We start from the raw sequence: 20,509 nt of genomic DNA on the forward strand, positions 1-20,509 counted from the left end.
CGGCCGCCCGGGACCCGCGTCAGTCCAGCCGGACGCCGTCCGGCGTGGCCAGGTCGCCCGGCCGGGACTTCGTCTGCGAGGTGCACAGATAGCCGCGCGGCGGGTAGTCCCCGGGCCCGCCCAGGACCACCGAGCCGTCCCGGACCAGCGCCTCGCTCTCCGCGTACGTGCACACCAGTTGGGCCAGCGCCTCCGCCGACAGGTCCTCCGGCTGGCTGTTGAGGCGCACGGTGCCCTCCGGATCGCCGTCCCGGACCGGAACCACCCGCAGCCCCGCCGGGACCGCGGTGGTGAACCCGGCCTGCCGCTCGTTCGCGGGCGGCGCCTGCTGGACCTCCTCCAGCAGTTTCCGGGCGACGACCAGGGGGGCGGTGCCGGTCGCGTCCGCCGCCACCGGACGTTCCGCGGTGACCAGTTGTGAGGTGCACACCAGATACACCGTGGTGGTCACGCTGTCCGGCGTCCGGGTGGCGACGTCCGAGGAGGACAGCCGGCACGGCACCCGGGAGGGCGCGGCCCCCGCGTCCACCGGCACCGAGGTCGTACGGATCCCGCACCCGGAGAGAAGCGCCGCGGCCGCCAGCACGGCGGCCAGCGAGGCTGCCGTACGCCGCCGGATCGGGGATCGCCGGTACGTGACATCGCCGCGCTTCACGTCGCCCCGTTCCCGTCCGGGGTGTCCGCCCCCGGTTCGCCGTGGTGCGCGAGCTTCTCGGCGTCGCGCGGCAGCCGCAGTTCGAAGACGGCGCCGCCGTCCGGGGAGTTCGCCGCCGTGATGTCCCCGCCGTGGATGTGCGCGTTCTCCATGGCGATGGAGAGGCCGAGCCCGCTGCCCTCCGACCGCGGCCGGGAGGCGCTGGCCTTGTAGAACCGGTCGAACACGTGCGGCAGCACCTCCTCGGGGATGCCCGGACCGTGGTCCCGTACCTCGATGACCAGTTCCTCGCCCTCGGTCCGCACCCGTACGCCCACCGGCGAACCCCCGTGCTTGAGGGCGTTGCCGATCAGGTTGGCCAGGATCACGTCCAGCCGGCGCGGATCGAGCCGCACCATCATGCCGCGCTCCGCGTCCAGGTCCACCGCGTCCAGCCAGGCCCGCGCGTCGATGCACGCGGTCACCTGGTCGGCCACGTCGACCGTGTCCAGCACCAGGCGGGCCGTGCCCGCGTCGAAGCGGGTCACCTCCATCAGGTTCTCCACCAGGTCGTTGAGCCGCCGGGTCTCGCTGACCACCAGGTGCACGGCGGGCGCGATCATCGGGTCGAGGGTGTCCGCCTCGTCCTCCAGCACCTCGGCCACCGCCGTGATCGCGGTCAGCGGGGTCCGCAGTTCGTGCGACATGTCGGCGACGAACCGGCGGCTCGCCTCCTCCCGCGCGCTCATGTCCGCGACCTTCTTCTCCAGCGAGCCGGCCGTCCTGTTGAACGTACGGGAGAGATCGGCGAGTTCGTCCGTGCCGGAGACCACGAGCCGGGTGTCGAGCTTGCCCTCGCCGAGCTTGCGGGCGGCGTCGCCGAGCCGCTGCACCGGACGCAGCACCGTCGTCGCGGCGGCCTGCGCCAGCAGCGCCGAGCCGACCAGCGCGAGGGCGGTGGCGATCCCCAGCGACCAGGCCAGCGAGTTGAGGTCCTGCCGCTCCTGGTCGAGGGACTTGAGCATGTAGCCGGTCGGGCCGCCGCCGATGATCCGTGTACCGGCGACCAGATACGGCGTGCCCGCGATGCTCGTCCGCTGCCAGAACAGGTGGTACTCGTGCTCGTTGCTCGACGTCAGCGCCTGCTTGCGGGCCACCTGCTCCTGCAGCGAGTCCGGCACGTCGGCCCGGGTGAAGCTGTCCAGGTCGGAGTAGCCCACGATCGGCTTGCCGCGCTCGCGTTCGGCCTCCAGCAGCACGCTGTAACCCAGACTGCTGGACGCCATCTCCCCGGCGGCCCGCTGGAGGTCGTCCTTGGTGGGACGGGTCGGCAGCTCCGCCGCGGTGGCCTGCATCTGCCGCCGGAAGTCGTCGAGCGCGGTGTCCTGGGTACGGGTCAGCACGGCCTCGCGGTTGAGCCAGTACGCGATTCCCGAAGCGGAGACCGCGGCCGTCAGCGCCACCAGCGCGAACACCACGACCAGGCGCAGCCGCAGACTGGTCCAGCGCAGACCGGCACGCAGGGACCGCTCGGCGGTTTCGGTCACTGAGGCGAGTCCAGCCGGTAGCCCACGCCCCGCACCGTACGGATGAGGGTCGGCGAGGACGGCACGTCCTCCACCTTCGCGCGCAGCCGCTGTACGCAGGCGTCCACCAGACGGGAGTCGCCCAGGTAGTCGTGCTCCCACACCAGGCGCAGCAACTGCTGCCGGGACAGGGCCTGGCCGGGCCGACGGCTCAGCTCCAGCAGGAGCCGCAGCTCGGTCGGTGTGAGCTGCAGATCCTCACCGTCCTTGGTGACGGTCATGGCGGAGCGGTCGATCACCACGTTGCCGAAGGTCGCCGAGTCGGTCGACTCGCGCTCCCCCCGGCGCAGCACCGCCCGGATCCGGGCGTCGAGCACCCGCCCCTGGACGGGTTTCACCACATAGTCGTCCGCGCCGGACTCCAGTCCCACCACGACGTCGATGTCGTCGCTGCGCGCGGTCAGCAGAATGATCGGCAGCTGGTCGGTGCGGCGGATACGCCGACACACCTCGAAACCGTCGATCCCGGGCAGCATCACATCCAGCACGACCAGGTCGGGCCGCTGCTCGCGCAGCAGCTCCAGGCCGTCCTCTCCCGTCGCCGCGGTGGCCACACGGTGGCCCTGGCGTGACAACGAGAGTTCGAGGGCCGTGCGGATGGCGTCGTCGTCCTCGATCAGCAACAGGAAAGGCACGAACGTCATTCTGGCCCATGGTGGCGCTTCAGTTCGACCTGTGGCCCGGTCCGATTGTCCGGGCACGGCCCCGACCGCCCCTGTGACAGGCCTGTGACAGTCGGGGGACAGCGCCATGAAACTGCCCCGGCAAGCTCTTCGACAACAGGGCACGAACGAACTCCACCGATAGGGGGCGCGAGATGAACGCACTGCACAGCACCAGCTCAAGCGCAGTTGTCACGCGTCTCCACGACGTCGGGCGGAGCACGGAGAAGTCCGGTGCGATGAACATGCGGGGGTGTGTTCGGAGCGCCGGGCGTCAGCACCAGACGGTGGCGGAGCAGGTGCGCATGCCGTACATGACGGTGATCGACGCGCCCAAGGGGGCGGCGAGCGCGTACGGGGAAGTCACGGGGGATCGCACGGCCCGGACGGCAGACGCGGACGCCGAAGCGGCGTTCACGGCCTACGTCCAGGAGCGACGGGCCTCCCTGTACGCGACCGCCTACCACCTGACCGGTGACCGGTTCGAGGCCGAGGACCTGCTCCAGAGCGCCCTCTTCTCGACCTACCGGGCGTGGGACCGGATCAGCGACAAGGCAGCGGTCGGCGGCTATCTGCGCCGCACCATGACCAATCTGCACATCAGCGCCTGGCGCAGGCGCAAGCTCAACGAATACCCGACCGAGGAGCTGCCGGAGACGGTGGGCGACACGGACGCGATGCGCGGCACGGAGTTGCGGGCGGTGCTGTGGCAGGCGCTCGCCCGGCTGCCCGAACTCCAGCGCACGATGCTGGTCCTGCGGTACTACGAGGGCCGCACCGACCCGGAGATCGCGTCGATCCTCGACATCAGTGTCGGCACGGTGAAGTCCAGCATCTGGCGCTCCCTGCGCCGGCTGCGCGAGGACGAGGTCCTCAGCTTCGGACGTGACGAGCAGGAGTCCTTCGGCGAGCTGGTGGCCTGAGGCTGGGCCCTCCGTCTCGGGGGAGGCGGGGGCCACGGGGGAGGTACGGGGGAAGTACGGGGGAGCAGTAAAAAAGGGGGGACCGAGGGGGGTTCGGGGAACCACGGGGGAACGGCCCGCCGCTTCGGGGGAGGCGCGGGGCACGGGGGAGACACAGCGGGGTCGTACGGGCCGGGGGGTCCTGTACGGCCCCGCTTCCCGTGCGTCCGGGCCGTTACGGTGGGGTCGGCGCCGTCGTCGCCGGCCCCGCGAACCAGGAAGTGAGCCAGTGAGCACAACAGAGGGTGGCCGTACGAGGCCGGCGTGGAAGGTCTGGGCGGTCGTGGCCTCCGTGGTCGTGGTGGTCGCGGGGCTGTTGCACGCCTGGCGCAACACCAACGTGCTGACGGCGGACAGGCTCTGTGGGGACCTGGTCTCGGCGGAGAAGACGGACGCTGTCCTTCCGGGGTCCGGGCGTCTGGACGCCGAAGGGGACGGTCTGGATGACGGCGACCTGACGAATACGACGTGCGAAGTCGAGAAGTCGTCTGTCGTCCTCGGCTCAGGCGAGAGCCGGCTGACTGTTCGGCTCTGGGGGGTACGAGGCTACGATCCGCTGACGTTCGACGGGCAGCCCTACCCGACGGGCGCTTCGTTCTTCAGCGGCGAGGTGACCGGCGGGGTCGACGCTCACAAGGCGTGGGTCATGCTGCCCGAGAAGTGCTGGACCGACCGGCCGGTGGTCGCCGAGTTCAACATCACCGAACCGGCTGCCGACCGCGCAGCCTTCGCCGTCCTGGCCACCGACACTGTACGGACCATCGCGGCCCGGACCGGATGCGGTGACCTCCCAGGGAAGCCCGGGACGCTCGTGCCTCCGCGCTCCGACGCCGCCCGTCCGGTCTCCGCAGGGCAGGTGTGCGGCCTGGACGGCCTGGCCGTGGCGGACCAGGTGCCGGCGGGGACGACGGTGCTCGAAGAAGGGCAGAAGGCTCCCGCCGACCTGTGGGCCTGCAAGCTGACCCTGGACGACGAGACGAGTGGCTTCGTCCGCAGTGACGGCTTCATGAAGTACACCGCCACCCGGGACCCGCTGCTCATCGCCGCCATGCGGAAGTTTCCGGGCACGGTCAACGGCGCGTCGCGGGGCGGCCGGGAAGGGGAACTCGTCGACAAGGGTGCTGGATTCATCCTGCGCTGCGCGGAGGGGGACCCCCTCTACCTGGCGGTGGAGTCGGGACTGCAGTACCTGGCGGCGAGCAAGCTCCACGCGGACCTTCCGCGGCGGGACGCCCATGTCGAGCCCTTCGTGAAGGCCGCCGCCAAGACCTTCGGCTGCGCTGCCCCCACGGGCTGAGCGCGAGCGGGGCGTCCGTCCCTACTCCGGGACCGGCACCCCCACGCCCGCCCGACGGCACCGCCCGGCCGCCGCGGCGGCGAACCGTCCCAGGGCCTCCTCCTTGCCGCAGGGGTACGCCCCCAGGGCCGTCTGGCGGGCCACGATGCGGCGTTCGGCCCGCATCAGCCGCCAGCCCCGCCGCAGCAGGAACGGCACCGACTTGCGGCCCTCGCGCAGATCCCGTACCAACCGCCGCCGGAACGTGGTGGACGGGCGGCCGCGCAGACACAGCGCGTCCGCCAGCAGCCCCAGGTCCTGGCAGCGTTCGACGATGTCCGCCGCGAAGATCCCCTCCGCCACGAACAGCGGTGACCGCTCGATGTGGAAGGCCTCACGGTCCGTACGGGAGCTGGTGGCGATGTCGTACACCGGAACCTCGGTCCGGCCGCACCGGCACAGCTCGGCGATGGCGGCCACCGCCGCGTCCGCGTCCCAGGACCCGGCGGAGTCCCAGTCGACGTCCGTGGAGCCGGGGACCCGAGGCAGTGTCGGGTCGTCGTACTCCTTGTAGAAATCGTCCAGGCGCAGCACGGGCAGACCGGTGCGCGCGGCGAGGGAGGACTTGCCGGAGCCGGAGGGGCCCGCGAGCAGCACGACGCGGGTGGGGATCGGTTGGGAACTCACAGAAGAGAAGTGTGAGGCATTGACCCGCGCAGGGGACCCCCCGGGCCTCCTGTTGGTATCCGGCATCACACCTCAACTACTCTGCGCGCACAGACGATTACCCGACCAGGTTCGATCAGGTGGAAAACATGGCACTTCATGCACGTAAGCCCGAACGTCGCGTCCTGCTGCGCGCCGGTCTGACCCTCACCGCGCTGGGAGCCGCCCTGGGAGCCGGCGCGGGCTCCGCGGGGGCCGTCCAGCTGCCCCCGGTCGCGGAGGTCCCGGAGCAGGGCACCTCGGCCCTCCAGGCGGTCGGCGAGACGGCCGGACCGGCGGTGACCAGCGCGCTCGGGACCTCGCTGGCCAGCAGCGTCGCCCCGATCACCGACCTCCAGCTGGACCCGCTGGCCAACACCGGGGTGGACCCCCTGGACAACGCCGTGGGCACTCAGATCGCCGACTTCAAGCCGGTGACCACGGCCGTCCTGACGGACCCGATCACCAGTGGCGGCTCGCTGAGCGACCTGCCGGTGGTGGGGACGGCCACCGGGCTCATCACCGGCTGACGCCCGGCGCGGGCCAACGGCGGACGGGGCCGCCCCGGGGTGGGAGGGCGGCCCCGTCCGGGCATCGGGTGCGCGTCAGTACGAGGAGCCGGCGGCTCCCAGGGCGCCCGTGGGGTGCCACACCGTCTTGGTCTCCAGGAACGCCGTCAGGCGGTGCGTGTCCGGGGAGGCCGACCAGTCCGCGGAGTCCGCCGCGCCGTCCGCGCCGGCCGGAGAGGGAAGGGCGGCGCTCTGCGCCTCGGTTGCGGGGTGGCGGCGGGTGACGGGCGGGCGCAGGACGCGCTTGAGGTTGTCCGCCGCCGCGATCTCCAGCTCCTTCGCCAGGGCGGTGTCCGCACCGGTGAGGTCGATCGCGTTGACGTCCTGGTGGGCGGCGAGCGGGGCCGCGAGCTCCGCCGTGACGCCCGACAGGATGTTGACCACGCCGCCGGGCACGTCGGAGGTGGCCAGCACCTCGCCCAGGGACAGTGCGGGCAGCGGGGCGTCGGCCGAGGCGACGACGACCGCCGTGTTGCCGGTCGCGATGACCGGGGCGATCACCGAGACCAGGCCGAGGAACGACGACTTCTGCGGTGCGAGGACCGCGACCACGCCCGTCGGCTCGGGGGTGGAGAGGTTGAAGAAGGGGCCCGCGACCGGGTTCGCCCCGCCGGAGATCTGCCCGATCTTGTCGGTCCAGCCCGCGTACCAGACCCAGCGGTCGATCGCCGCGTCCACCACGGCCGCCGCCTTGGACCTCGACAGCCCCTCGGAGGCGGCCACCTCACGGACGAACTGGTCCTTGCGGCCCTCCAGCATCTCCGCGACGCGGTAGAGGACCTGGCCCCGGTTGTACGCGGTCGCGCCCGACCAGCCGCCGAACGCCTTGCGCGCGGCCACGACCGCGTCGCGCGCGTCCTTGCGGGAGGACTGCGGCGCGTTCGCCAGCCACTGGCCCTTGGAGTCCGTCACCTCGTACACCCGGCCGCTCTCGGAGCGGGGGAACTTGCCCCCGACGTACAGCTTGTAGGTCTTGAAGACGCTCAGACGGTTCTGCTCAGACATCGAGGTACGCCTCCAGGCCGTGGCGGCCGCCCTCGCGGCCGTAGCCCGACTCCTTGTAGCCGCCGAACGGCGACGTCGGGTCGAACTTGTTGAACGTGTTGGCCCAGACGACGCCCGCGCGGAGCTTGTTCGCCACCGCGAGGATGCGGGAGCCCTTCTCCGTCCAGATGCCGGCCGAGAGGCCGTACTGACTGTTGTTCGCCTTGGCGACCGCCTCGTCCGGGGTGCGGAAGGAGAGGACGGAGAGCACCGGGCCGAAGATCTCGTCGCGGGCCACCGTGTGCGCCTGGGTGACGTTCGTGAAGAGCGTCGGGGCGAACCAGTAACCGGACGACGGCAGTTCGCAGGGGGCGCTCCAGCGCTCCGCGCCCTCCGCCTCGCCGGTCTCCACCAGGGAGGTGATCCGGGCCAGCTGCTCGGCGGAGTTGATCGCGCCGATGTCGGTGTTCTTGTCCAGCGGGTCGCCCAGGCGCAGCGTGGACAGCCGGCGCTTCAGGGCGTCCAGCACCTCGTCCTGGACCGACTCCTGGACCAGCAGCCGGGAGCCCGCGCAGCAGACCTGGCCCTGGTTGAAGAAGATCCCGGTGACGATGCCCTCGACGGCCTGGTCGACCGGCGCGTCGTCGAACACGATGTTCGCGCCCTTGCCGCCCAGCTCCAGGGTGACCTTCTTGTCCGTGCCCGCGACGGAGCGCGCGATGGCCTTGCCGACGGCGGTCGAACCGGTGAAGGCGACCTTGTTCACGTCCGGGTGCGTGACGAGGGCCTCACCCGCGTCCCCGTAACCGGTGAGGATGTTGACGACGCCCTTGGGGAGTCCCGCCTGGCGGCAGATGTCCGCGAAGAACAGAGCACTGAGCGGGGTCGTCTCGGCGGGCTTCAGGACCACCGTGTTGCCCGTGGCGAGCGCCGGGGCGATCTTCCACGCGAGCATCAGCAGCGGGAAGTTCCACGGGATGACCTGGCCCGCCACGCCCAGCGGACGGGGGTTCGCCCCGTACCCCGCGTGGTCCAGCTTGTCGGCCCAGCCCGCGTAGTAGAAGAAGTGCGCCGCGACCAGCGGGAGGTCCGCGTCGCGGGTCTCCTTGATCGGCTTGCCGTTGTCGAGGGTTTCGAGAACGGCGAGCTCGCGGCTGCGCTCCTGGATGATCCGGGCGATCCGGAACAGGTACTTGGCGCGCTCGGAGCCGGGCAGCGCCGACCACTTCTCGAACGCGCTGCGGGCCGCCCTCACGGCCCGGTCCACGTCCGCCGCGCCCGCCCGCGCGACCTCGGAGAGGACTTCCTCGCTGCTCGGCGAGACGGTCTTGAAGACCTTGCCGTCGGCGGCCTCGGTGAACTCGCCGTCGATGAACAGCCCGTAGGACGGGGCGATGTCGACGACGGAGCGGGACTCCGGCGCCGGTGCGTACTCGAATGCGGATGCCATGGCTATCAGTCCACCGTCACGTAATCGGGGCCGGAATAACGGCCGGTGCTGAGCTTCTGGCGCTGCATCAGCAGGTCGTTGAGCAGGCTGGACGCGCCGAACCGGAACCAGTGCGGGTCCAGCCAGCCCTCGCCCGCGGTCTCGTTGACCAGCACCAGGAACTTGACCGCGTCCTTGGTGGTGCGGATGCCGCCGGCCGGCTTCACGCCGATCTGTACGCCGGTCTGCGCCCGGAAGTCGCGGACGGCCTCCAGCATGAGGAGCGTGTTGGCGGGGGTGGCGTTGACGGCCACCTTGCCGGTCGAGGTCTTGATGAAGTCCGCGCCCGCCAGCATCCCGATCCAGGACGCCCGGCGGATGTTGTCGTACGTGGACAGCTCACCGGTCTCGAAGATCACCTTGAGGCGGGCGGCCCCGCACTCCGCCTTCACGGCGAGGATCTCCTCGTACACCTTCAGGAACCGGCCGGAGAGGAACGCCCCCCGGTCGATCACCATGTCGATCTCGTCGGCCCCGGCCGCCACGGCGTCGCGGACGTCCGCGAGCTTGACGTCGAGCGCGGCACGGCCCGCCGGGAAGGCGGTCGCCACGGACGCCACCTTCACGCCGGAGCCGGCCAGCGCGGCGGCGGCGGTGGCCGCCATGTCGGGATAGACGCAGACCGCGGCGGTGCGCGGGGTGGTCCGGTCCGTCGGGTCGGGGTTGACGGCCTTGGCGGCGAGAGCCCGGACCTTGCCCGGGGTGTCCGCGCCTTCCAGCGTCGTCAGGTCGATCATCGAGATGGCGAGATCGATGGCGTACGCCTTGGACGTCGTCTTGATCGAACGGGTTCCGAGGGCGGCGGCGCGCGCTTCGAGGCCGACGGCGTCGACGCCGGGCAGCCCGAACAGGAAGCGGCGCAGCGCACTGTCGGACGCCGTCGCGTCGGAGAATGCGGGAGCAGTGGTGGGCATGGTCACCAGAGGAGCATATCTACGCGCGTAGCGGCCTGTACAGGGGGCCGGGCCATCCGTGCGTCCCGCACCCGGCCGTCCACCCGTTCCGCTTCCGGGGCCCGTCTGCGGGGCGACCCGCCCGACGGGCGCGGACGGCCGCTCCGCCGCCCTCCGCGCCCGTCAGGCAGAATCGGCCCCATGACGAGCCCCACACCTCCCGCGGAGCCGCCGCCCGCGACTCGGACCTACCGTTCCGTCGCCGCACTGGTCTGCGGGTCGCTGCTGCTCCTGCTGATCGCCTGGATGGCCGGGGACGCCATGATCCGGGGCGAGGGGCGGGTGCCCTGGCTGGCCGCGGCCGCGCTGCTCCTCGTGGTGCCGCTGGTCGTGGCGTTCACCCTGCGGCCCGCCGTCTTCGCGGACGACGAGCGCATCCGGGTCCGCAACCCGTTCCGGACGATCGAGCTGCCCTGGACCGAGGTCGCCGACGTACGGGCCTCGTACTCCTCCGAGCTGCTCGCCCAGGACGGCACGAAGTACCAGCTGTGGGCCGTCCCGGTCTCCCTGCGCGCCCGCAAGCGCGCGGCGCGCAGCGCGGCCCGCGCGGCGCACGACGACCCCTACGGCCGCACCTCCGTCAGCGCCGACGTCCGCGACTCCGCCGCGCGCACCGCATCCGCCGACCAGACGGTCCGCGACCTGCGGGACATCGCCGAGCGGGCCGGCGACGCGACCGCCGAGGGCTCGGACCGGGGCTCCGTGCGCTGGGCGTACGAGGTGATCGCCCCGGCCGCCGCGGGGGCCCTCCTGCTCGTGGTGGTGGGGGCGCTCGGCTGAGGCGAGGCCGAGGCCGTCGAAACGCCGTAGGGCCGGCGCCCCTCCCGGGGCGCCGGCCCTACGGCGTGAAAGCGGTGCCTCAGATCCCCGCTGCCGCCGCCAGGTCCCGCTTGATCCCGGAGAGCAGCTCGGCCCCCCGGGCCCGCGCGGCGGGCAGCCCGGCCGCGTCCGCCACCGGCACGACGACCTCCAGGTAGCACTTCAGCTTCGGCTCGGTGCCGCTCGGGCGGACGATCACCCGCGCGCCCTCCAGCTGGTAGCGCAGCCCGTCGGTGGGCGGCAGCCGGTCCGTGCCCCGCGCCAGGTCCTCGGCCGAGGTGACGGCGAGACCGGCCAGCGCGGTCGGCGGCTGCTCCCGGAGCCGGGTCATGGCGTCCGCGATGACCGAGAGGTCCTCCACCCGCACCGAGAGCTGGTCGGTGGCGTGCAGGCCGTGCGTGAGCGCCAGGTCGTCCAGCAGGTCCAGGAGCGTACGGCCCTGTTCCCTGAGTGCGGAGGCGAGCTCGGCGACGAGCAGGGCGGCGGTGATGCCGTCCTTGTCGCGGACGCCCTCGGGGTCGACGCAGTAGCCGAGCGCCTCTTCGTACCCGTACCGCAGGCCGTCCACCCGGGCGATCCACTTGAAGCCCGTCAGCGTCTCCTCGTACCCGAGGCCCGCCTTCTCCGCGATCCGGCCGAGCAGCGACGACGACACGATCGACTCGGCGAACACGCCGCTCACGCCCCGCTCCACCAAGTGCGCGGCCAGCAGCGCGCCCACCTCGTCGCCGCGCAGCATCCGCCAGCCGCCCTCCGCGGCGGCGTCGGGCACGGCGACGGCGCAGCGGTCCGCGTCCGGGTCGTTGGCGATGACCAGGTCCGGCGCGGCCCGGCGCGCGGTGGCGAAGGCGAGATCCATCGCGCCGGGCTCCTCCGGGTTCGGGAAGGCCACGGTGGGGAACGCGGGGTCCGGCTCGGCCTGCTCCGCGACGAGCACCGGCGCGGGGAACCCGGCCCGCGCGAACGCGGCGGTCAGCACGGAGGTGCCGACGCCGTGCATCGCGGTGTAGACGGTGCGTGCCGTACGGGGGCTGCCGGGGGCCAGGACCGCGTCCGTACGGGCGAGGTAGGCGGCCAGGACCTCGTCGCCGAGGGTCTCCCAGCCGTCCTCGGGGCGCTCCACGCCCGCCAGCGGGCCGACCGCGTCGATGGCGGCGGCGATCTCGCCGTCGGCCGGAGGCACGATCTGCGACCCGTCGCCGAGGTAGACCTTGTAGCCGTTGTCGCGCGGCGGGTTGTGGCTGGCGGTGACCTCGACCCCGGCGACCGCGCCCAGATGCCTTATGGCGTACGCCAGTACGGGGGTGGGGAGCGGGCGGGGCAGCACGGCGGCGCGCAGCCCGGCCCCGGTCATCACGGCCGCCGTGTCGCGCGCGAAGTCCTCCGACTTGTAGCGGGCGTCGTAGCCGATGACGACGAGGCCGCCCTCCTCGCCCTGCGTCTTGAGGTAGGCGGCGAGGCCCGCCGCCGCCCGGATGACCACGGACCGGTTCATCCGCATCGGCCCGGCTCCCAGCTCCCCGCGCAGCCCGGCGGTGCCGAACTGGAGCGTGCCCGCGAAGCGGGCGGCGAGCTCCGTGGTGTCGCCCGCCTCGATGATCGCGCCCAGCTCCGCGCGCGTCTCGGGGTCGGGGTCCTCGGCCAGCCAGGTCCTGGCCTGCGTGATGAGGTCATGCTGCACGGGGTCCGCCTTTCGGGGGTGCGGAGGAGTTACGGGGTGGGGTACGGGTGGGGCGGGGGCGCGGGGCGGGATCGGCTGCGCGGGCTGTTCCCCTCCCCGCCCCTTCCCGAAACCGGGCTCCGCCCGGGGCCCCGGTTCTCGAACGGCGGACGGGCCGGAAACGCAGCCGGGCGGGCAGAGAAGGGGCGGGGGAGCCGAGAAGGGGCAGGGGCGAAGGCAGAGCCCATCCCTGGAGGGCTCCGCCAGGACCGGTCCGGTGGGGCTCGGCCGGAGCCGGACCTCTGGGGGCAAGCAGTGCCGGTCCCCGCAGGGAACAAAGCGGTGCCGGTCCCGACGGGGACGAGCAGTGCCGGTCCCGAGGGGGGGGCAAGCAGTGCCGGTCCCGGAGGCCCGGCTCAGCGGCTCGGCTCAGCGGCCCGGCTCAGACGCGGTCGAGCACCCTCGCCAGCAGCGCGCCCATCCGGGTCGCCGAGTCGCGACCGGCCTGGAGGACCTCCTCGTGGTTGAGGGGTTCTCCGGACATGCCGGCCGCCAGGTTGGTGACGAGGGAGAGACCGAGCACCTCGGCGCCCGCCTCCCGGGCCGCGATGGCCTCCAGGACCGTGGACATGCCCACCAGGTCGCCGCCCATGACCCGGACCATGTTGATCTCGGCCGGGGTCTCGTAGTGCGGGCCCGGAAGCTGGACGTAGACGCCCTCCTCGAGGGTGTCGTCGATCTCCTTGCACAGCGCGCGCAGCCGCGGGGAGTACAGGTCGGTCAGGTCGACGAAGTTGGCACCGATGATCGGGGAGGCGGCCGTCAGGTTGATGTGGTCGTTGATCAGGACCGGCTGTCCCGGGCGCATGCCCTCGCGCAGCCCGCCGCAGCCGTTCGTCAGGATGACGGTCCCGCAACCCGCGGCCACCGCCGTACGGACCCCGTGGGCGACGGCGGCGACGCCCCGGCCCTCGTAGAAGTGCGTGCGGCCGAGGAAGACCAGCGCGCGCTTCTCGCCGATCCTGTACGAGCGGACCGTGCCGCCGTGGCCCTCGACGGCGGGCGCCGGGAAGCCGGGCAGATCGGTCACGGGGAACTCGGCCTCCGGGACGCCGAGTGCTTCGCCCGCGGGCGCCCAGCCGGAGCCCATGACCAGGGCGACGTCATGGGTGTCGGCGCCGGTCAGCTCGCGCAGGCGTGCGGCGGCCCCGGCGGCGGCTGCCCGCGGGTCGCCCTGGATGTTGTCCGGAATAACAGATGCGTTCACGCGGACGAGCGTAACCGCTGAATCCCTACGCGCGTAGATGTACTGGCGCAAAGGCGTGCCACGCGTCCTTGTGCTTTTGTACGAACAGGCCGCGACCGTGCCCCGGTCCGCCCTGGTCAGCAGGGGCGCTTGCGCAGTTCCATCACGTAGTCGTGCGGTGCTCCGGCGGACTCAGCGGCGTCCGCGATCTCGCCGAGATAGCGCGCCGAGGGCAGCCCGCCCTCGTAGCCGTTCAGCACGTACATCCAGGCCGGCTCCTCGCCGTCCAGGGTGTGCACCCGCACCCGCATCCGCCGGTAGATGTCGAGCCCGACGCCCTCCCAGCGGTCCATCGAGTCCTCGTCCATCGGCGCCAGGTCGTACAGCGCCACGAAGACCTGGGAGCGCGGGGCCTCCACCACGGTGGCCAGCGCCCCCTCCCAGCCCATCTGCTCCCCGCCGAAGGTCAGCCGCCAGCCGTTGAGCCAGCCGGTGCTGCGCATCGGGGAATGCGGAGCGCGGCGGGTCATGAGCCGCGCGTCGAGGTTGCCGGCGTACGCGGCGTAGAGCGACATGGGACCGAGGGTACGGGAGGTGGGCGCGGGAGCGGCGGTTCCTGTGACGAAGGCCCCGGTCGGGGGAGTGCGGGGCGGGGCCGCGGTGCCGCCCCCGGCGGCTCGTTCCCGTGCGGCGGAAGCCCTCTTTCCCGTATGGAGGGCCCCGGGGCGAAGCACTTTGGCGCGTGCGGGACAATGGAGTACGTACTGCATTCCCCCGGGGCGATCCCCCGGACCCCCGGCCGGGGCGGCAGACGGCCGCGGGTTACACAACGCGAGGCGGACTTTTCGTGACCCGGATCGTGATCATCGGCGGCGGCCCCGGCGGCTACGAGGCAGCCCTGGTGGGCGCCCAGCTCGGCGCGGAGGTGACCGTCGTCGACTGCGACGGTCTGGGCGGGGCCTCGGTCCTCACCGACTGCGTGCCCTCGAAGACCCTGATCGCCACGGCCGAGGTGATGACCACCTTCGACTCCTCCTACGAGGAGCTGGGCATCATCGTCGCCGACGACACCCCGCACGTGGAGCAGGCCGCCCGGGTCGTCGGCGTGGACCTCGGCAAGGTCAACCGCCGGGTCAAGCGCCTCGCGCTGGCCCAGTCCCACGACATCACCGCCTCCGTCACGCGGGCCGGCGCCCGCGTGATGCGCGGCCGGGGCCGGCTCGACGGGCTCCAGGCCGCCGACGGGTCCCGCCAGGTCGTCGTCACCGCCGCCGACGGCACCGAGGAGCGGCTGACCGCCGACGCCGTGCTGATAGCGACCGGCGGCCACCCCCGGGAGATCCCGGACGCGCAGCCCGACGGCGAGCGCATCCTGAACTGGACCCAGGTCTACGACCTCGACGAGCTTCCCGAGGAGCTCATCGTCGTCGGATCCGGCGTCACCGGCGCCGAGTTCGCCGGGGCCTATCAGGCGCTCGGCTCGCGCGTCACCCTCGTCTCCTCCCGCGACCGGGTGCTGCCCGGCGAGGACCCGGACGCCGCCGCCGTCCTGGAGGACGTCTTCCGCCGGCGCGGCATGAACGTCATGGCCCGCTCCCGCGCCCAGTCCGCCAAGCGCGTCGGCGACCGGGTCGAGGTGACGCTGGCCGACGGCCGGGTCATCAGCGGCTCGCACTGCCTGATGGCGGTCGGCGCGATCCCGAACACCGCGGGCATGGGCCTGGAGGAGGCCGGCGTACGGCTCAAGGACTCCGGACACGTCCTCACCGACCGGGTCTCGCGCACCAGCGCCCCCGGCGTCTACGCGGCCGGTGACGTCACCGGGATCTTCGCGCTGGCCTCGGTCGCCGCGATGCAGGGACGCATCGCGATGTACCACTTCCTGGGTGACGCGGTCGCCCCGCTGAACCTCAAGGCCGTCTCCGCCAACGTCTTCACCGACCCGGAGATCGCCACCGTCGGCTACAGCCAGGCCGAGGTCGACGCGGGCAAGATCGAGGCCCGGGTGGTGAAACTGCCGCTGCTGCGCAACCCGCGCGCCAAGATGCAGGGCATCCGCGACGGCTTCGTCAAGATCTTCTGCCGTCCCGGTACGGGGATCGTGGTCGGCGGCTGTGTGGTCGCGCCACGCGCCAGCGAGCTGATCCACCCCATTTCTCTCGCGGTCGACAACAACCTGACGGTGGAACAGATCGCCAACGCGTTCACCGTGTACCCGTCCCTGTCCGGATCGATCGCCGAAGTGGCCCGGCAGCTGCACACCCGCAAGCTCACGGGCGAGGGCTGAGAGCCCGGGAAGCACGGCGTTTCCGGCATCTCACCGCGACCGGGCGGCAGTCCGGACGGCGCGGCGACCGTCTGGCGATCGCCGCCGACCAACAAAGGGGCCTCCTATACCACTTGGAGGCCCCTTTGAAGTACAACTTCCGTTATTCGGCGCAAACTGCTGAAAACTCACCTGCGGCCAGGTTACTGTCAGTTTCGTGTTCGCTGCAGAACGTCGTCAATTGATCCTCGAAATGGTGCGTGCCAACGGGGCGGTATCGCTCCGTGAGCTCGCCCGCGTCGTCCAGACCTCCGAAGTGACCGTACGGCGGGACGTGCGGGCACTGGAGGCAGAAGGACTCCTCGACCGCCGGCACGGCGGTGCGGTCTTGCCGGGCGGTTTTACGCGGGAGTCCGGCTTTCCGCAAAAATCCCATCTCTCCACCGCGGAGAAGACTGCCATCGCCGACCTGGCCGCAGGCCTCGTCGGCGAGGGCGAGGCCATTGTGGTCGGCGCCGGCACGACCACGCAGGAGCTGGCCCGTCGGCTCGCGCGGGTCCCGGGTCTCACCGTCGTCACCAACTCCCTCCTGGTGGCCCAGGCGTTGGCCCATGCCAACCGGGTCGAAGTCGTCATGACCGGCGGCACCCTGCGCGGGAGCAACTACGCGCTGGTGGGCAGTGGGGCCGAGCAGTCCCTCCAGGGTCTGCGGGTCTCCCGGGCCTTCATCTCCGGGAGCGGTCTCACGGCGGAGCGTGGCCTGTCCACCTCCAACATGCTCTCGGCCAGCGTCGACCGGGCTCTCGTGCAGGCCGCCGCGGAGGTGGTCGTCCTGGCGGACCACACCAAGCTCGGCTCGGACACCATGTTCCAGACGGTGCCCACCGAACTGATCACCCGTCTGGTGACGGACGAGCCCCCGCTCCACGACGAGCGGGCCGCCGCCGAACTCCAGTCCCTGGCGGACCTGGGCGTGGAGATCACGGTGGCCGGCCCGGACGCGGACGCGTCCGGCGGGGACGGCCCTCCACCTGGGCGTCAGCCCCGCCGGGACATGCCGCTCCCCGGCCAGCGGCGCACGCAGAACGGCGGTCTCGGGCCGCAGCTGCGCAGCGCTTCCGCCTTGGCGGACGTGCCGGGCGAGCAGCGGGCCCGGGTGGCGGACCTGCGGCGACGGTAGGGCCGCCTTTCGGCCCCTCCGGTGTTTGAGGAGCGGGGTCCGGGGCGGAGCCCCGGGGTCGGGAAGGGGCGGGGAGAAGCCCCGCGCAGCGGCCGAGCACGCCGGCCGCAGGCCCGGCTGCTTCAGGTCCCGCTACTTCAGGCCCCGCAAGGTCAGCCGCAGCAGCCGCTCCGCCAACTCCGGGTCGTCGGGCGACTGCTCGGCCGCCAGCGCGATCGCGTTGGTGAGCTGGAGCAGATCGTCGATCGAGACGTCCGCCCGCACCGACCCGCTCTCCTGGGCCCGGCGCAGCAGCCCCGCGCCCGCCTCCCGGAGCGGCAGATGGCACTGGACGAGTGCCGAGCTCCCGTTGTGCGAAGCGGACATCAGGCCGTGGGCCAGGCCGCGGTACTCACCCGCATGAGTGACGATCGCGCCCAGCCAGTCCACCAGCGCCCGGCACGGGGCTTCCGCCGCCGCCAGCTCCCGTGAGCGGTCCAGGAGCGAGCTCAGGGCGTCCTGGAAGACCGCGTTCATCAGGGCGTCCCGGTTCGGGAAGTGCCGGTAGAGGGTGCCGATGCCCACCCCCGCCCGGCGGGCGATGTCCTCCAGCGACGCGTCCGTACCGTGCTCGGCGAAGGCTCTGCGCGCCTCGCCCACCAGCCGGTCGTGGTTCCGGCGCGCGTCCGCGCGCATCGGCCGGGCCGGCGGTCGTGCCGTGCTCGTCTCCATCGGGATCGCCCCTGCCATGGCTTCAGCCCCTCCCCAGGTCCGCGGACCTCGGACCTTCTGTGGGTTCCAGGATGCCACTGTGAAGAAGGGGCCCGGTCCGCGTCATCACGACGTGGACCGGGCCCCTTCGGAGTATGCCGGGCGGTCAGTCCTTGATCTCGCAGATCAGGGCGCCGGAGGTGACCGAGGCGCCGACCTCGGCGGTGAGCCCCTTGACGGTGCCGGAGCGGTGTGCGTTGAGCGGCTGCTCCATCTTCATGGCCTCCAGGACGACGACGAGGTCGCCCTCCTCGACCTCCTGGCCCTCCTCCACCGCGATCTTGACGATGGTGCCCTGCATGGGCGAGGCGAGGCTGTCGCCCGAGGCGGCGGAGCCGGCCTTCTTCGCGGCGCGGCGCTTGGGCTTCGCGCCGGCGGCGAGGCCGGTGCGGGCCAGCGACATGCCCAGCGAGGACGGCAGCGACACCTCCAGGCGCTTGCCGCCGACCTCGACGACGACGGTCTCCCGGCCGGCCTCGTCGTCCGTGTCCGTGTCGGCGGGGGCGGTGAAGGGCTTGATGTCGTTGACGAACTCGGTCTCGATCCACCGGGTGTGGACGGTGAACGGGTCCGCGGTGAAGGCGGGGTCCGCGACGACGGCACGGTGGAAGGGGATGGCGGTGGCCATGCCTTCGACGGTGAACTCGGCGAGCGCGCGGGCGGCGCGCTGGAGCGCCTGTTCGCGGGTCGCGCCGGTCACGATGAGCTTGGCGAGCAGGGAGTCCCAGGCCGGGCCGATGACCGAGCCGGACTCGACGCCCGCGTCGAGGCGGACGCCGGGGCCGGTCGGCGGCGCGAAGGTGGTGACGGTGCCGGGGGCCGGCAGGAAGCCGCGGCCCGGGTCCTCGCCGTTGATACGGAACTCGAAGGAGTGACCGCGCACGGCGGGGTCGCCGTAGCCGAGCTCCTCGCCGTCGGCGATGCGGAACATCTCGCGTACGAGGTCGATGCCCGTGACCTCCTCGGTGACGGGGTGCTCGACCTGGAGGCGGGTGTTGACCTCCAGGAAGGAGATCGTGCCGTCCACGCCCACGAGGAACTCGACCGTCCCGGCGCCGACGTAGCCGGCCTCCTTCAGGATCGCCTTGGACGCCGCGTACAGCTCGTCGTTCTGCGCCTGGCTCAGGAAGGGGGCCGGGGCCTCCTCCACGAGCTTCTGGTGGCGGCGCTGGAGCGAACAGTCACGGGTGGAGACGACGACCACGTTGCCGTGCTGGTCGGCCAGGCACTGGGTCTCGACGTGGCGGGGCTTGTCGAGGTAGCGCTCGACGAAGCACTCGCCCCGGCCGAACGCCGCGACGGCCTCGCGGACCGCGGAGTCGTAGAGCTCCGGGATCTCCTCCAGGGTGCGGGCCACCTTCAGGCCGCGACCGCCGCCACCGAAGGCGGCCTTGATCGCGATGGGCAGCCCGTTCTGCTCGGCGAACGCGACGACCTCGTCGGACCCGGAGACCGGGTCCGGGGTGCCGGCCACCAGCGGGGCCCCCGCGCGCTGGGCGATGTGGCGGGCGGCGACCTTGTCGCCCAGGTCGCGGATGGCCTGCGGCGGCGGGCCGATCCAGGTCAGCCCGGCGTCCAGGACGGCCTGGGCGAACTCCGCGTTCTCCGACAGGAAGCCGTACCCGGGGTGGATCGCGTCCGCCTCCGAGTCCTTGGCGGCCTGCAGCACCTTGGCCATGTCCAGATAGCTGGCGGCCGGGGTGTCACCGCCCAGGGCGAACGCCTCGTCTGCGGCCCGGACATGCAGCGCGTCCCGGTCCGGCTCGGCGTAGACCGCGACGCTCGCGATCCCCGCGTCCCGGCACGCCCGAGCAACGCGGACAGCGATTTCGCCACGGTTGGCGATGAGCACCTTGCGCACGATGACTCCCTCCTCGAAACAAGCTGAGTTTAGGGACTACCGACACGGCCGTACGACCCGTCCCCATTGGTGAGCTTGCCCACACGGAGTGTGATCCGAGGCTTGCCCCAGTAGTGAAATCCCTTGTGGCACCACGGTACGCCGCGATCCTCAACCGCACAGTAACCAGCCGGTGTGGTCCAGGTCTCTGTCTTTAGGGTCAACGCCTCACGGCATTTCTTTGTGGGGACTCTACGAACGGTCGATGGATTCTTTGCCCGGCGCACGGGTCTGTCCGACCCCTTGTCCGAAGGAATACCCATGAGTAGGGTCCGCGCTACGCAGGTACCGCAGGTAACAGGGGGTGGATCGGTCATGCGCAGACCGGTGGCGATCGTGACCGCGCTCGTGCTGTTCGGGGAGGCGGTGGGCATCGTGCTCATCAACGCCGTCCTGGCCACGGTCGCCGAGAACCAGAACATGTCGCTGGCCGGCCTGGACCCGGACGCCATGTCCGCCGGCACCTGGGTGATGGGCGGCGTCTCCGGCCTGCTGCTGGTCCTGTGCGGGCTGATCGCCCTGCTGGCCGGGGCCCGCGACCGCGCTCCGGGGCGCTTCGAGCGCGTCGCCCTGATCGGCTGTGCGGTCGTGCACGGCGTCCTCGGCGCGGTCACCGTCGGCCTGGTCGGCTGGAGCGCCTTCGCGTTCATGATGCTCGTGCTGGCCCTGCTGGTGCTCACCCTGCTGGCATACGGGCCCGAGACCCCGGCCGAGGACGGCGTGAGCGACGGGGCGGGCCCGGTGGCGGCCCGGACAGGGGTGTCCGCCGGGCCCGCCGCGGGGCCCAGGCCCACAGTCCCGTGACGGCCCAGGCTCACAGTTCCGTGACGGATCAGACCCACAGTTCCGTGACGGATCAGGCCCACAG

The 20,509-nt window shown here is 72.2% G+C and carries 19 protein-coding genes; 7 read left to right on the forward strand and 12 right to left on the reverse strand.

The window, feature by feature from the left end:
* Positions 1–19: 19 nt before the first annotated feature.
* From ACH4RG_RS06660 to afsQ1, 3 genes are read right to left on the reverse strand one after another with little or no spacing between them, the layout of a single operon-like run.
* A complete protein-coding gene (locus tag ACH4RG_RS06660; protein WP_397920200.1) occupies positions 20–655 on the reverse strand; it encodes a hypothetical protein in 636 nt (211 codons plus the stop codon).
* On the reverse strand, positions 652–2,181 hold the full coding sequence (locus ACH4RG_RS06665) for an ATP-binding protein (RefSeq protein WP_397920202.1): 1,530 nt from the start codon (positions 2,179–2,181) through the stop codon (positions 652–654). The genes ACH4RG_RS06660 and ACH4RG_RS06665 overlap by 4 nt, the downstream gene beginning before the upstream one ends.
* The gene (gene afsQ1 / locus ACH4RG_RS06670) at positions 2,178–2,855 is read right to left on the reverse strand and encodes a two-component system response regulator AfsQ1 (protein ID WP_006127084.1); all 678 of its coding nucleotides are present in this window, start codon (positions 2,853–2,855) and stop codon (positions 2,178–2,180) included. The genes ACH4RG_RS06665 and afsQ1 overlap by 4 nt, the downstream gene beginning before the upstream one ends.
* A gap of 182 nt (positions 2,856–3,037) precedes the next feature.
* Here afsQ1 and ACH4RG_RS06675 point away from each other — a divergent pair, with 182 nt between their 5' ends.
* Both ACH4RG_RS06675 and ACH4RG_RS06680 read left to right on the forward strand, forming a co-directional pair.
* Complete coding sequence (locus ACH4RG_RS06675; RefSeq protein ID WP_397929761.1) at positions 3,038–3,805, forward strand: SigE family RNA polymerase sigma factor; 768 nt, start codon at positions 3,038–3,040, stop codon at positions 3,803–3,805.
* 322 nt (positions 3,806–4,127) lie between these two features.
* A complete protein-coding gene (locus ACH4RG_RS06680) occupies positions 4,128–5,141 on the forward strand; it encodes a hypothetical protein (protein WP_398539402.1) in 1,014 nt (337 codons plus the stop codon).
* Positions 5,142–5,162: 21 nt separating this feature from the next.
* On the opposite strand, the gene ACH4RG_RS06685 is transcribed toward ACH4RG_RS06680, so the two are convergent.
* Positions 5,163–5,873 carry a uridine kinase gene (locus tag ACH4RG_RS06685; RefSeq protein ID WP_397920206.1) on the reverse strand — a complete coding sequence of 237 codons (711 nt, stop codon included), beginning with the start codon at positions 5,871–5,873 and terminating at the stop codon, positions 5,163–5,165.
* A gap of 62 nt (positions 5,874–5,935) precedes the next feature.
* Here ACH4RG_RS06685 and ACH4RG_RS06690 point away from each other — a divergent pair, with 62 nt between their 5' ends.
* Entirely contained in the window at positions 5,936–6,355 is a 420-nt protein-coding gene (locus ACH4RG_RS06690; protein WP_398539203.1) for a hypothetical protein, read from the forward strand.
* Positions 6,356–6,430: 75 nt separating this feature from the next.
* Here the strand turns inward: ACH4RG_RS06690 and ACH4RG_RS06695 are convergent, their stop codons facing one another.
* The 3 genes from ACH4RG_RS06695 to deoC are packed head-to-tail and all read right to left on the reverse strand — an operon-like array spanning position 6,431 to position 9,781.
* A complete protein-coding gene (locus ACH4RG_RS06695) occupies positions 6,431–7,399 on the reverse strand; it encodes an aldehyde dehydrogenase family protein (RefSeq protein ID WP_397920210.1) in 969 nt (322 codons plus the stop codon).
* Positions 7,392–8,828 (reverse strand): aldehyde dehydrogenase family protein, encoded by a 1,437-nt coding sequence (locus ACH4RG_RS06700; RefSeq protein ID WP_397920212.1) that lies wholly within the window; start codon positions 8,826–8,828, stop codon positions 7,392–7,394. The genes ACH4RG_RS06695 and ACH4RG_RS06700 overlap by 8 nt, the downstream gene beginning before the upstream one ends.
* A gap of 5 nt (positions 8,829–8,833) precedes the next feature.
* Entirely contained in the window at positions 8,834–9,781 is a 948-nt protein-coding gene (deoC, locus tag ACH4RG_RS06705) for a deoxyribose-phosphate aldolase (RefSeq protein ID WP_397920588.1), read from the reverse strand.
* A 180-nt stretch (positions 9,782–9,961) separates the two neighbouring features.
* Between deoC and ACH4RG_RS06710 the strand changes: the two genes are divergently transcribed.
* Complete coding sequence (locus tag ACH4RG_RS06710) at positions 9,962–10,600, forward strand: PH domain-containing protein (RefSeq protein WP_397920214.1); 639 nt, start codon at positions 9,962–9,964, stop codon at positions 10,598–10,600.
* A 79-nt stretch (positions 10,601–10,679) separates the two neighbouring features.
* Here the strand turns inward: ACH4RG_RS06710 and ACH4RG_RS06715 are convergent, their stop codons facing one another.
* From ACH4RG_RS06715 to ACH4RG_RS06725, 3 genes are all read right to left on the reverse strand, one after another.
* The gene (locus ACH4RG_RS06715; RefSeq protein ID WP_398161398.1) at positions 10,680–12,320 is read right to left on the reverse strand and encodes a phospho-sugar mutase; all 1,641 of its coding nucleotides are present in this window, start codon (positions 12,318–12,320) and stop codon (positions 10,680–10,682) included.
* A gap of 421 nt (positions 12,321–12,741) precedes the next feature.
* Positions 12,742–13,566, reverse strand: coding sequence for a purine-nucleoside phosphorylase (locus ACH4RG_RS06720; RefSeq protein WP_397929766.1), 825 nt, complete (start codon positions 13,564–13,566; stop codon positions 12,742–12,744).
* A 116-nt stretch (positions 13,567–13,682) separates the two neighbouring features.
* On the reverse strand, positions 13,683–14,120 hold the full coding sequence (locus ACH4RG_RS06725; protein WP_007458837.1) for a gamma-glutamylcyclotransferase: 438 nt from the start codon (positions 14,118–14,120) through the stop codon (positions 13,683–13,685).
* A gap of 272 nt (positions 14,121–14,392) precedes the next feature.
* On the opposite strand from ACH4RG_RS06725, the gene ACH4RG_RS06730 reads away from it, so the two are divergent.
* A complete protein-coding gene (locus tag ACH4RG_RS06730) occupies positions 14,393–15,832 on the forward strand; it encodes an NAD(P)H-quinone dehydrogenase (RefSeq protein WP_397920220.1) in 1,440 nt (479 codons plus the stop codon).
* A gap of 196 nt (positions 15,833–16,028) precedes the next feature.
* Positions 16,029–16,991 carry a DeoR/GlpR family DNA-binding transcription regulator gene (locus ACH4RG_RS06735; protein ID WP_397920222.1) on the forward strand — a complete coding sequence of 321 codons (963 nt, stop codon included), beginning with the start codon at positions 16,029–16,031 and terminating at the stop codon, positions 16,989–16,991.
* A gap of 132 nt (positions 16,992–17,123) precedes the next feature.
* On the opposite strand, the gene ACH4RG_RS06740 is transcribed toward ACH4RG_RS06735, so the two are convergent.
* Together ACH4RG_RS06740 and ACH4RG_RS06745 are read right to left on the reverse strand one after the other, a co-directional pair.
* Positions 17,124–17,720 carry a TetR/AcrR family transcriptional regulator gene (locus ACH4RG_RS06740; RefSeq protein ID WP_397920224.1) on the reverse strand — a complete coding sequence of 199 codons (597 nt, stop codon included), beginning with the start codon at positions 17,718–17,720 and terminating at the stop codon, positions 17,124–17,126.
* Positions 17,721–17,847: 127 nt separating this feature from the next.
* On the reverse strand, positions 17,848–19,602 hold the full coding sequence (locus ACH4RG_RS06745; RefSeq protein WP_397920226.1) for an acetyl/propionyl/methylcrotonyl-CoA carboxylase subunit alpha: 1,755 nt from the start codon (positions 19,600–19,602) through the stop codon (positions 17,848–17,850).
* Positions 19,603–19,956: 354 nt separating this feature from the next.
* On the opposite strand from ACH4RG_RS06745, the gene ACH4RG_RS06750 reads away from it, so the two are divergent.
* A complete protein-coding gene (locus tag ACH4RG_RS06750; protein WP_398539204.1) occupies positions 19,957–20,445 on the forward strand; it encodes a hypothetical protein in 489 nt (162 codons plus the stop codon).
* Positions 20,446–20,509: the final 64 nt, after the last annotated feature.

This window comes from Streptomyces sp. NPDC021019 (assembly GCF_044333295.1).
Lineage (GTDB): Bacteria > Actinomycetota > Actinomycetes > Streptomycetales > Streptomycetaceae > Streptomyces.